Below are 13,214 nucleotides of genomic sequence, written 5' to 3' on the forward strand. Positions count from 1 at the left end.
GCTGTTTTAATGTTTAAAATTAAGCATTTTTTTGCTGTGATTTTCATAGAAAGAATATAAAATGCGGGAACAGATGATGATGGATATTAAGTTTTTTTTAAGGAAATATTAAACTTTATGTTACGCAATGTTAATTCTATGTTACCATACTTCATTTTTCCCCGATCTAATTTTGTGACAAGTTTTGTAGCATTAAAAATATGAAGAAAAAAATTGATCTGTGCTTTTGCTTTGTTATCTTTTGGATTCGCATTCTCACAGGAAACCAGCTCTAGAATTTTTGGAAGACTAAAAGGAATTTCTTCTGAAGTTACGGTAAAGATCGTGCATGTCCCTACCAATAGTACCTTTGAAACCAAAAGTAATAATAAAGGGCAGTTTAGCTTAGATAATCTTCAGCCGGGAGGTCCTTATAAATTGGAAATATCTGACGGGTCACAGGTTATTTATGAAAATCCTAATTTACAGCTTTCATTAGGAAGTAATGATCTTCCCGTGGTAGAAATTGGAAACAAAGAGAAGACCATTGATGAAGTGAAGATCACTTCTAAAAAAACAGTTGTAAAAAACGGAGTTGGGATCAGTCAGGCACAGATTTCAGGGCTTCCTAATATCAACCGTGGAATTCAGGATGTTACCAAATTAGTTCCTCAAAGTGCCAATAATTCTTTTAATGGTACCAATTTCCGTTATAACAACGTTACGATTGATGGTTCCATCAACAACGATGCAATTGGTTTCAGCCCCTCTTTGGGAGGACAGACAGGAACGTCAGGGATGCCGGGAAGCAGTACGCGTTCCAATTCGATCAGTTTGGATGCTATTCAGGATGTACAGGTGTATATCGCTCCTTATGATGTAAAGCTTGGAAATTTTCTTGGCGGAAGTATCAATGCGGTGACCCGAAGCGGAAGTAATGATGTAACTGGTTCATTGTATGTGTATGGAAGAAATGCAGCGATCACAGGAAGAAACAGAGTGGGGGATAATTCTAAAATGCCAAGTGACTTCTCAGATTTTATTTATGGTGGAAGAGTAGGGCTGCCGGTAGTGAGGGATAAAGTGTTTTTATTTACAAACCTGGAGTATACGAAAAGGGTAGACCCCATATTTTATAATGCAAACGATCCTAATGCCCTGATTGATGAGTCTACAGCACAAAAAATATCAGATTTTGTACAAAAGAAATACGGGTTCAATGTGGGAAGTTTTAATGGATACAATAACTTTTCTGAAAGTGCTAAGCTTTTTAATAAGTTAGATTGGAAGATCAATGATAAGCATACTTTATCTATCAAAAATAATACGGTCTTTTCTCAGGCATCCAACCTTGAAAGAGATGGTGCTAATTTCAGGTTTTCAAGTATGGATTTTGTTCAGAAAAATACAGCATCCACAACTACACTTGAGTTGAAAAGCCGTTTTAATGATAAATGGAATAACAATTTGGTGGTTGGGTATTCTTCTATTCATGATTATAGAGATCCAACTTCTGGTAATGCGATGTTTCCACAAGTTGAAATTACTCATAACGGTGGAACTATTCTGTTAGGGAATGATAGGGAAGCCACTGTTTTCAACATGAAGCAGAAGACTTTCGAAATTACAGATAACTTAACTTATAAAACAGGGAATCATACTTTCTTACTGGGAACTCACAATGAGCTATATAATATCAACTATGGCTTTGTAAATGCTTTGAACGGAAGAATATCTTATAAATCATTAAACGATTTTTATAATGGTACTCCTGCAAGAGTAAGAGGAACTTATCCTTTTGGCGGGAACAGCAGAGAGGATCTTTTTGACAATCCGTATGCTCAATATAAAGTAAACCTTCTTTCCTTATATCTGCAGGATGAGATCAATTGGGGAAGAGTGAGACTTTCGCCAGGGGTAAGAGTAGATTATACAGATCTACCTAATAAGCCACAGCTAAGTCCATTGGTGAATCAATCTCCTCAGGATCCTAATTTAGGAAATACTTATAGCTATACCCCGTTGAGCCAGTTGACCAACAGTTATCTTAACAAACCAACATTATCTCCAAGGCTTGGATTTACCATTGATGTTACAGAAGACAGATCTGTGGTATTAAGAGGAGGTTCAGGTATTTTTGTAGGAAGAATTCCGTTTGCGTGGTTAGGATATGCTTATTATAATGATGGAGTTGGTTTTGGAAGTTATGATATCAATGGGCCAACAACATCACAGATTGCACAGTATGGGGATCCATTGGTAGGAACTAATCTTCCGAATTGGCAGAATCCAACCAAAGACCCAAAGGCATCTAAAGTACAGGTTGACCTTATTGATAACAATTTTAAAATGCCAAGAGTTTGGAGAAGTTCTCTGGCATTGGATTATACTGTTGCCGGATATAAATTGACTTTGGAAGGTATTTATACGAAAGTACTTTATGATCTGAAATTCCAGCAGGTGAATAAAACAGATAATGTAACGTATTACAGTTATGATGTGAATCATGAAATGCCAATTTACACAACCAATATCAATAGTAAGTTCTCTAATGCCTACCTTTTATCCAATACAAAGGAAGGATATCGTTACAACCTGACCGCTCAGATTTCAAAATCATATCATTTCGGATTTAATTTCTTTGCAGCCTATACGTATGGTGACGCGAAAGATATTACGAACGGTATCAGAAACTCAATGGAAAGTAACTGGCAGATGAATCAATCGCTGACACCCAATGATCCTAAACTGACAACTTCTAATTTTGCCATCAAAAACAGAATCGTAGCTAATCTTGGATATGCGTTTAATATTTCCAAATCCAATAAGTTATATACCAATGTATATTTTAATGCACAATCAGGAAATCCTTTTTCATGGGGATTTGTAAACAGTACGATTGCCAATACGGGACAAGCCGCAGGTCTTGCTTATATCTTTAAAGATGCTGCTGAAGCTGCAAAATATATTGTTCCTATAAAAGATGGATCAGGAAATATAGTGGTAAGTGCCCAGCAGCAGGTTGCTGATTATGAGAACTTCGTTAATAATAATGATTATCTGAAATCAAGAAGAGGAAAGTTTACGGAAAGGAATGGTGATACAACACCTTGGAATATTCAGGCAGATATCAGAATCATGGATGAGATCAGACTGAGTGAAAAATCTAAAAATACTATTCAGATCTCTTTAAGTATCATCAATTTCACAAACTTATTGAATAAGGATTGGGGTAAAGTGTACTTTGTACCAAATACATTCAATTCTACAGCAAGTGTAGGGCTTACCAAAGCTGGAAATATCGCATCAGGGCAGCCATCAGCCGGAGACCCTACTTATAACTTCAAAACACCGGGCCCTGCTTATACCATCGATCAGTTTGCTTCAAGGTTTCAAGCTCAGCTGGGGGTGAGATATAATTTTTAATTACTCTTTTTTACTATACTTCTTTCAAAGGTTCGGATTTTCTTTCCGGGCCTTTTTGCTGTGTAAAATAAAAGAAGAAATAATATGACTTCTTACAGGCTGAGACATATTATTTCTTCCATTCCACTAAAAAAAAACTTTTTTTGATCACTTATTTTATCGTTTGTGTAACCATTCTGTTTGAAATGGCTGAATAGGTACAGCCAGTCGTTTTTAGATTAACCGTAATGGTAGCCGGAACAGACCGATAAGCAGTGTCACCATAAGGTTCAACAATTTTACCATTTGAATCCTTCACTGTTCTTCCTTTTACTGTATAAGTCATTGTTGCTGTTCCAGTAAATGCGCCTGAAGGGCTAAATGTGACAATACCAGTTGATTTGTTGTAGGTCCATGTTCCTTGACTAGTTGTTTTTTTACGGTACAATGTAAGATCTGTATCACTGGTCTTTGTAAAACTGAATGTTGAATAATCAATATTGGTATTACTTCCAGTGGGTGGAGTTGTAATGCTGATAGGACCTTTATAAGCTATATCATTATTGAAAACCGGGATATTAACAGGTTGAAACTTACATGTAGAAGCTATGTCATCATTTGTTACCGCTGAATAAGGAAGGGTTAATTTCACATTTCGGATAATATGCTGCTGGAATGCTGCTCCTGTAGAGGCAGCAAAGCCTAACTTTAAAAAAGCTGGAGTTGTTGCATTAAGTGTCTGGGGAGTTGCAGTTCCTTCCACATCCGAAGTATTAAAATCAGTAGTTTGAGGATTGGCATTTTCTGTATAAGGTATTGACGTCTTATAATGATAATAGTTGATGATATTAACAGGTGTTCCGTTTTGTGTTGTCTGAATATCAACTTTTATATCAAATCCGTCTGTGGTGGTACTGCTTATAAAATGAGGAATCAGGTCAAGATATACTTTTCTGAATTCTCCGGCATTATTTCTAAGATCAAATACTGAAGAAAGAGTATTGGTGGTTGCCAAGTAGCTTCTGTCAGTTTGTAATACCCTGCCTACAGTTCCCGAATTGCTTAATGTAGATCGCGTAATCAGAACGGGATATCCTGTAAAACCATCTCCTAGTCCTGTTGTATTGATTGCAGCACCTCTTGCACCCCTTAAGGTTACATGGCTTGTCGGTTGAGACCAGGTTACTCCTGCAATTCCATTTACCCTTGATTCACCCTGAAAACGCTTTGATTTAAAATTCCCAAACTCATCCAGGGCAATGCCTAGATAAGCGGATGATAAACCTTGCTTTCTTTGGCTGGCGTAGGTATTCTGTGCTCTGTTATATGAATATCCAAGGCCTGCTCCCGGAGCACCAATTGTAGGGCTTGTTACTGCACCGTCATATAGGAAAAAGGATAAACCGTCTCCATAAGTACCACTCAAGGGAGTTCCGTTTTTCATATCATATTCAAACTCAACATGAAGTCCGTTTACGGAAGTAAAAGTCCTGCCATTGATAAATAATCCTCCAAACTGCCCTGAGCTTGCCGGAGTAAGCTGTACTCCTGTAGAAGTATGTGACGCGTTTCCCTGTATTGTAAGCTCAGAAGCTGAAGAGGCATTCATAAGCGAATTGGAATAGGAATAAAACCCATAGATACTTGCTACTTCGGTACTGTCTGTCTGTGCATACATAAAGTTTGTAAGCAGTGCGAAAATGAGGCTCATCAAAGACAGCCTTTTAAAATTCTTTTTCATGACTGCCTATTTTACAACAAATACGATGTTAATGAAAGATGCTGAAGTCGCATTTGATAAAACATCATAATTCAATATACCTGTGCTGCTGACGCTGTTTATTTTAAAAACAGAAGTGTCATAGCCCGTTACATAATAATATAAATCTGTTGCATTGGGAAAAAAAGGAATTGAAGCCGGAGCAGATGTACTTCTGGCATTTGCCGGGACATTCGAGAACTGGTTTTTATATAATGTATACAGATCTTTCGTTTGGCCTGTTGAAGTTGTTGTGGTGTCAAAAACGATACTCGGCATGTAAAAAAACTTAGATACATACGGAGAAAGGCATGTCCAATCAGGAGTTGCAGGAGTTCCTACATTTTGGCTGATACATTTTTTGTTGGTATCAAAAATAATGAGTCCTGTAGCTGGATTGGTAATAGAGGTTAGATTGCTGATTCTTGGTAGAAGTACACCCTTGGAAGTACTTGTAACATCTAACGCTGCGCTCTGATCAGGAGTTGTGGTATTAATTCCTACTTGTGCATAGAAAGTAATACTGGCCATTGCCATCATTAGGGTAATAACTTTGTTCATTTCGAAATAATTGTTTGTGTTTATATTGTAGCAATTTTTGCTAAGCGTAATGAGGTAGTCTGATTTTTTTTGTGTTTTTAAATTAAAGGGAGAATTAGAACACCCTATACCGTGTTGTATTGATAATGTATTTTTTTCTCTTTTATATTGTGTTTTTTAAAAATAATAACCTGTTTCTCAATTACCAAAAGAGGCTTGTTTATTAATTTAAACTTAATCTTAATACAATCTTTGTTTCGTATTAAATTTATGTTCAATAATAAGCCTGATTGTTGGTATTTTATTTATTAAAAAATAATTTATTTGGTTTTTCTTTAACAAATGTAAATAAAATTACTTTATATTGATAATTGAAAATCAGTAATATTAGTAATTGATTCACTATTTGGAGAGTGAAGGACTGATATTTTCAGTATTAATAGATGATTTAATAAAAATAAGTTTTTAAAACCTAAATGTTAAATTTTTGTTAAATTTTAAATATAATAAAAAAGCACACCCAAAAGGGTGTGCTCCACTATATAGTGCGTTTATTATTTGATCTTATGCTTCGCAGCTTGAACAAGATACAAAGTTCACCATCATTTCTTTTGAAACAGAAGAACTTCTTTGGTAGTAAAGAGTTTTTACTCCTTTTTTCCAAGCTTCAATATATAAATAGTTTACATCTTTTACAGGCATTGTAGATGGGATCTGAAGGTTCAGAGACTGTGCCTGGTCAATGTATTGCTGTCTTTGTGCAGCCTGAGAAATAATCTCCATTGGAGAGATTTCTTTGAATGTTTTGAATACTGCCTTTTCTTCAGGAGTAAGTTCATTCAGATGTTGTACAGAACCGTGATTCAACATGATCGTTCTCCATGTTTCCTCGTTATCTAATCCTTTTTCTTTTAATAGTTTTGCCAGGTATTTATTCTTACGCATAAAGTTTCCTTTAGCAAGACCTGCTTTATAATAGTTAGAAGAGAAAGGCTCAATTCCAGGAGAAGTCTGTCCTAAGATCGCAGAACTTGAAGTGGTAGGAGCAATAGCCATGGTAGTGGTATTTCTTAATCCATATCCTTTCAGTACATCTGGTTCACCGTAGATGTTAGCCAATTCTCTTGAAGCCTGCTCAGCCTGTTCTTTGATATGTCTGAATGCTCTTGCATTGAACTGAGTCGCCTCAAAGCTTTCAAATGGAATCATGTTTTTCTGTAAGTAAGAATGGTATCCTAGAACTCCTAATCCAAGAGCTCTGTGACGCATTGCAAAGTTTCTTGCCCCTTGTAAGTAGTAGTTTCCTTCAGTCTTGTCGATAAATTCAGATAATACAGCATCCAGGAAGTAAACGGCTAATTTAACAGCATCCGTATCTTTCCACTCATCATACAGTTCAAGGTTCATGGAAGACAGACAGCAGATAAATGACTCTTCCATGGTAGAAGGAAGCATGATTTCAGAACAAAGGTTACTTGCGTTTACCGTCATTCCAAGGTCTTTATATACCTGTGGTTTGTTTCTGTTTACGTTATCGGTAAAGAAAATGTAAGGAAGGCCTTTTTGCTGGCGGCTTTCCAATACTCTTGCCCAAACTTTACGTTTCTCCATATCACCATCAATCATATCCTGCATCCAGTAATCCGGAACACATACTCCGGTGAACAGGTTTTGAATCGGGCTGCCGATATCTTTAATAGATAAAAATTCTTCAATATCTCCGTGGTCAATATCTAAGTAAGCAGCAAAAGCTCCTCTTCTTACCCCTCCCTGAGAAACAACATCCATTGCAGTGTCAAAAAGCTTCATGAAAGAAACTGCTCCGGAAGATTTTCCGTTATCTGTTACAGCGGTACCTCTGTTTCTAAGTTCTCCAAAATATCCTGAAGTTCCTCCTCCGATTTTTGTCTGCATGATCACCTCACCCATCTTATGAGTAATTCCTTCAATGCTGTCCGGAATGTGAGCGTTGAAACAAGAGATAGGAAGACCTCTCTCTGTTCCCATATTAGCCCATACAGGAGAAGAGAAACTGATCCATCCTTTTGTGATCATTTCTTTGAAAGCTGGCTGAAGTTCTGGTTTGTATAACCTTTTCGCAGCAGCAGTAGTAATTCTGTCGATAGCTCCGTCTACCGTTTCACCTTTCAACAGATATCCTCTGTTCAGCATCTGCTCAGACTCTTCATTGAGCCACCATATATTTGAATTTTGCTCTTCCATAGATGTTATATTTTCGAATTCCGGAATGAGGCTGTCACTCCGGAATCTTGTTTTTTTTATATTATTGATTGTAAAAGTTCTACTTTGTGAGAGTCATTCAGTCCGCTTTCATCTCTCAATCTTTGAAATTCCTTAAATGATGGAACATTCAAAACTTCATGCTGAACTTCTTCATTGATGTAGTTTGAATAATGTAGAAAAGTAACGCCATCCTCCTTTACAAAAACCTTGTATTCAAATACTGACTGATCTAAGTTTTTAAAATCTTCTAAAAACTTTTGAATATTGGCCTTATTTGATGAAACAAACTCAGGTTTTACAGTATAGCTTACCATTACATTAATCATTGTTATTTGTGTTTATTAAGTTAACTCTTGTTTGAAGTATAAAGAATATAATTATCCTAATACCATCTGCCTTGACGCTCGCTTCGCTCGCGCCTTTACATTAGAACAAGTCGTTTGCTGTAATACTCTTATCGTGTTTCGTGTAATCCACAGGTCTTTTTGCAAAGAAATCATCCAGTGAATTGGCGAAAACTTCTTCTTCGAACCAAACCATTGGTCTGTATTGCTCCGGAGTGATGTTGTATCTTGTCTTCATGTTGATTTTCTTCAAGCTGTCATCTACACGGTACTTCATGAAGTTTAATAGATCTTCTTTAGATACGTTATCAATTTCTCCTAATTCAAAGATCCAGCTTAGGATGTCTCCTTCTCTTGCGATAGATTCATCTACAAGGGTATAGATATCTTCAATATCGCTGTCTGTCAATAGATCTGGTTGTTCTTCACGGATTTTGTTGATCAGATAGATTCCTGCATTAGCGTGAATTTGCTCATCTACAGAAGTCCATGCAATAATGTTGGAAACATTTTTCATGAAGCCTTTGAATCTTGTGAAAGAAAGGATGATGGCAAATTGAGAGAAAAGAGAAACGTTTTCTACCAGGATACTGAATAACAATAATGCTGAAACATATTCTTTAGGAGTAGCAGAGTTGGCATGTTTTAAAGCATTTCCAAGGAACTCAATTCTACCCTTTACAGCAGGAATTTCAATTACATTAAGGAATTCGTCATTATATCCTAATACTTCTAATAAACGGGAATATGCTTCGGAATGACGGAACTCACATTCTGCGAAAGTAGATCCTAATCCATTGAACTCCGGTTTCGGAAGGTGGTTGTATAAATTCCCCCAGAATGTCTTTACAGACACCTCGATCTGTGCAATGGCTAATAGCGCATTTTTCACAGCATGCTTTTCATGTGGTTCCAACTGCGAATGAAAATCTTGTACATCTGCAGTAAAGTCCACTTCCGAATGTACCCAGAACGATTTGTTGATGGCTTCTACAAATTGTAGAACTTCAGGGTATTCAAATGGCTTATAGCTTACTCTCTTATCAAAAATTCCCATATTAAAATATCTTTATAATTAAATAATTCAGATCTATGTGGATAATGTTCAGAAGATGGTTAACTTTTTGTTTTTGTGATGGTTGTGAATTTAAGTTATTCACACTGCAAGTTTTCTTTTCTGAGCAAAATCTAATGACAAAGTTCGAAAAAAAGAACTGATTTTGAAAGAGGTAAATACTAATAGGCTGACTTTTAGCTGTAAAAGTTTTCCACATTTACATGAAACTGGCTCGAATAATAGGCTAGAAGGCAATATAGGGGATAAATACATGGAAAACCTAAGTTACAGTTAAACGAAACTTTATAAACTATTTTAAATAAAGGGTTAAAGTGTTAAACAAAAAAATATTTGAATAAATTTTCTTTCTTGTAACAATTTGGAAATATCATCTACTTATTGGGTATAAAACATACATCACTTAATGTTAGTAATTCAGGATTTACACAAGTCATACGATACAGGAAAAAGCAAGCTTCATGTTTTGAAGGGGATTAATCTGAATATTTCAGAGGGAGAGTTTGTTTCCATTATGGGAAGTTCTGGTTCCGGAAAATCTACTCTTTTGAATATCATTGGTATTCTGGATGAAAAAGATTCAGGAACTTATGAGCTGGATGGTGTTCCTATCGAGCATTTGTCTGAGGTAAAAGCTGCGGAATACAGAAGTAAATTTTTAGGATTTATTTTCCAGTCTTTTAATCTTATCAGTTATAAAACAGCTCTTGAAAATGTAGCTCTTCCATTATATTATCAAAATGTACCGAGAAAAGAACGGAATCAAAAGGCATTAGAATACCTGGAGAAAGTAGGCCTTACCCAATGGGCCAATCACCTTCCTAATGAACTTTCAGGAGGACAGAAACAAAGAGTTGCCATTGCAAGGGCTCTTATTACAAATCCAAAAGTCGTATTGGCGGATGAACCTACCGGAGCTTTGGATTCAAAAACCACCCATGATATTATGAAACTTCTTCAGGATATTAACAATGAAGGGAAAACAATCATTGTGGTGACCCACGAACCGGATGTAGCGGCACAGACAAAAAGAAATGTAGTGCTGAAGGATGGGATTATTGAAAGTGATGAGTTTATTAAACAGATTGTGCTTTAAGCAATTTGAAAATTTGAAAATGAGATAATTTGAAAATTAAATGATTTTAATTTTTCAATCTTTTAATATTAATAAAAATGTTTGACCTAGATCGTTGGCAGGAAATATTCAGTTCTATCCGTAGTAATGTACTTCGGACAGTACTTTCAGGATTTACAGTAGCTTTAGGACTGTTTATTTTCATTGTACTTTTTGGAATAGGACAAGGGCTTCAGAATGCTTTCTCGGAAGGGTTTGCAGGTGATGCTAAAAACCTGATTACCATTTATACAGGAAAAACAACTTTAGCTTATAAAGGATTACAGTCCGATAGAAGTGTGAGTATGAATAATGATGACTATGACTTTCTTGTTAATACAGAAAAAGAAAAAGTAGGAGCATCCAGCCCAAGATATGCTACCAATTTAATGGTGAAATATGGAAAGGAGAGTGGTCTTTATCAGGTTCATGGTGCAGAGCCGGGAGAACAAGTTATTGAAAACAGAAATCTTGTTGATGGACGTTATATTAATTCTTTTGACCTGGCAAGAAAGCAGAATGTAGCAGTGATCGGAAGAATGGTTCAGAGAGACCTTATTAAAAACGGGGGGTCCATAGGGAAAGAACTGGATATCAACGGAACAATGTTTAAAGTAGTAGGCGTATTTTCAGACGATGGCGGAGACAGAGACGAAAGACATATTACTGTACCTATTACCACTTTACAGCAGATGAAGAAAGGCTCTGATACTGTAAACACGGTTTATATAGCCTATAATGATAAATTACTTAATCCTCAGGATGCTATTAAATATGGTGATGAACTGAGAGATAAATTAAAAGCAAGAAAGAATGTATCTCCTGATGACGAAAATGGAGTCCGTGTTTGGAATAATGCCAAAAATATGAATGATACCTTCACCTTTATGGCAGTTCTTACTGCAATTGTTGGATTTATTGGATTAGGGACATTATTGGCAGGGATCATCGGGATCAGTAACATTATGGTGTATATCGTAAAAGAAAGAACCAAAGAAATCGGGGTACGAAAAGCCATTGGAGCAAGACCTGCAGGAATTGTTGCCTTAATTGTTCAGGAAAGTGTAGTAATTACTGTGATTTCAGGAATTGTTGGAATAGGAGTAGGTGTGCTAACATTGAGCTTGATTGGTGACAGTCTTGAAGAGTTTTTCATTAAAAGTCCAAGTGTAGGTTGGGGATCTATCCTTATGGCATTTATTGCCTTGGTTTTTTCCGGATTGATCGCGGGATTTGTTCCAGCATACAGAGCTTCAAGAATTAAACCGATTGAAGCATTGAGAACAGAATAGTAATTTGAAAATAATATAAAATTGGAAATGCAGTAATGATCGCAGTTTGTTGATTTACTCTTTTACAACTATTAATAATTTATAATTCAGAAAGGTGAATATCATATTTAAAATAGATACTTGGCAGGAAATTTATTATTCATTGAGGAATAATAAACTCCGCACATTTCTTACCATGATTGGAGTAGGATGGGGCATGTTTTTGTATGTGAGCCTTCTTGGGGCAGCAAAAGGAATGGAGAATGGTTTTGATAAATTGTTTTCCGGATTCGCTACCAACTCTATTTTCCTGTGGGCACAAAAGACATCCATTCCTTATGAGGGATTTCCTAAAGGAAGAGAAGTTCATTTGAACCTATCAGATATGGAGATGCTCAAAAGAAAAGTAGTTGATGTAGATTATATATCACCCCAGAATGCAAGAGGAAGTTTTACAGGAACACCGGGAGAATCTATATCAAGAAACGGGAAAAGTGCTACTTATTCTTTGACAGGAGATTATGCAGTAGGAAATAAAATTTCAGAAAAGAAACTTATTTTCGGGCGTTACATCAATGATGCCGACGTTTCCGGAAATAAAAATGTAGTAGTTATAGGAGAAGAAATCTACAAAAACCTTTTTGATTCCAAGAAAAAAGAAAATCCGATAGGGCAGTCTATCAATATAAAAGGAATATTTTTCAACGTAATTGGCGTTTTCAGAGTGAAAAAAGGCGGAGGCTTTGAGAATGACCAAACAGCCTTTATTCCACTATCCACTTATACTAAAATGTACAATGCAGGCGAGCAGATTGATCTGTTTGCTATTGTAAGCAAGCCTAATGCTAACGTTAATGGAGTGGAAGAAGAAGTAAAACAGGTGTTAAAAGCAAAAAATAAAATTTCTCCCGAAGATACCAATGCCTTTGGAAGTTTCAATTTGGGAAAAGAGTTTAAAAAGCTGACAGGTTTCCTCACCGGAATGCAGCTTTTAACCATCATTGTAGGAACATTAACGATTCTGGCAGGGGTGATTGCCATTTCAAACATTCTCTTGATTACTGTAAAAGAAAGGACCAAGGAAATTGGAATCAGAAGAGCCTTGGGGGCAAAACCATCTGAAGTTAGAAACCAGATATTATTGGAAAGTGTTGTGATTACGCTCTCCTCAGGACTTCTAGGATTTATGTTTGGAATTTTTGTACTGATGATTTTAAATATAGCCACTCAGGGACAGGATTCGTTTCCTTTCTATAATCCAACGGTAAACTACGGAAACGTATTTGCTGCCATGGCAGTAATGGTAATATTAGGATTGATTATCGGGATGATCCCTGCACAGAGAGCGGTGAAAATCAGACCGATTGAAGCATTAAGGACAGAGTAATAATTTGAAAATGAAATAATTTGAAAAATTTGAAAATGATCAGTAGCCATGGGGTATTAATCTTTTAATTTTTAAATCTTTCAATCCTTTAATTAA

At 36.1% G+C, this 13,214-nt stretch carries 9 protein-coding genes; 4 read left to right on the top strand and 5 right to left on the bottom strand.

The features are described 5' to 3' along the window. The first annotated feature begins 213 nt into the window (after positions 1 to 213). Positions 214 to 3,405, top strand: a complete 3,192-nt coding sequence (locus H5J24_RS03255) for a TonB-dependent receptor (RefSeq protein WP_232816020.1) — start codon at positions 214 to 216, stop codon at positions 3,403 to 3,405. Between the two features lie 151 nt (positions 3,406 to 3,556). Here the strand turns inward: H5J24_RS03255 and H5J24_RS03260 are convergent, their stop codons facing one another. The 5 genes from H5J24_RS03260 to H5J24_RS03280 form a co-directional block, all read right to left on the bottom strand. Further along, positions 3,557 to 5,125, bottom strand: a complete 1,569-nt coding sequence (locus H5J24_RS03260) for a hypothetical protein (protein ID WP_068944410.1) — start codon at positions 5,123 to 5,125, stop codon at positions 3,557 to 3,559. A gap of 6 nt (positions 5,126 to 5,131) precedes the next feature. Next, positions 5,132 to 5,704, bottom strand: coding sequence for a hypothetical protein (locus tag H5J24_RS03265; RefSeq protein WP_068944409.1), 573 nt, complete (start codon positions 5,702 to 5,704; stop codon positions 5,132 to 5,134). Between the two features lie 543 nt (positions 5,705 to 6,247). Next, entirely contained in the window at positions 6,248 to 7,906 is a 1,659-nt protein-coding gene (locus tag H5J24_RS03270) for a ribonucleoside-diphosphate reductase subunit alpha (protein WP_068944408.1), read from the bottom strand. Between the two features lie 56 nt (positions 7,907 to 7,962). Continuing rightward, positions 7,963 to 8,253, bottom strand: coding sequence for a hypothetical protein (locus tag H5J24_RS03275; protein ID WP_068944407.1), 291 nt, complete (start codon positions 8,251 to 8,253; stop codon positions 7,963 to 7,965). Positions 8,254 to 8,353: 100 nt separating this feature from the next. Continuing rightward, positions 8,354 to 9,328: a ribonucleotide-diphosphate reductase subunit beta gene (locus tag H5J24_RS03280; protein ID WP_041461620.1), complete on the bottom strand. Its 975-nt coding sequence runs from the start codon at positions 9,326 to 9,328 to the stop codon at positions 8,354 to 8,356. A gap of 424 nt (positions 9,329 to 9,752) precedes the next feature. Between H5J24_RS03280 and H5J24_RS03285 the strand changes: the two genes are divergently transcribed. The 3 genes from H5J24_RS03285 (at position 9,753) to H5J24_RS03295 (ending at position 13,118) form a co-directional block, all read left to right on the top strand. Further along, positions 9,753 to 10,442: an ABC transporter ATP-binding protein gene (locus H5J24_RS03285; RefSeq protein ID WP_068944406.1), complete on the top strand. Its 690-nt coding sequence runs from the start codon at positions 9,753 to 9,755 to the stop codon at positions 10,440 to 10,442. Between the two features lie 77 nt (positions 10,443 to 10,519). Next, a complete protein-coding gene (locus H5J24_RS03290; RefSeq protein ID WP_068944405.1) occupies positions 10,520 to 11,752 on the top strand; it encodes an ABC transporter permease in 1,233 nt (410 codons plus the stop codon). 94 nt (positions 11,753 to 11,846) lie between these two features. Further along, positions 11,847 to 13,118, top strand: coding sequence for an ABC transporter permease (locus tag H5J24_RS03295; RefSeq protein WP_068944404.1), 1,272 nt, complete (start codon positions 11,847 to 11,849; stop codon positions 13,116 to 13,118). Positions 13,119 to 13,214: the final 96 nt, after the last annotated feature.

This window comes from Chryseobacterium capnotolerans (assembly GCF_021278965.1).
GTDB lineage: Bacteria > Bacteroidota > Bacteroidia > Flavobacteriales > Weeksellaceae > Chryseobacterium > Chryseobacterium capnotolerans.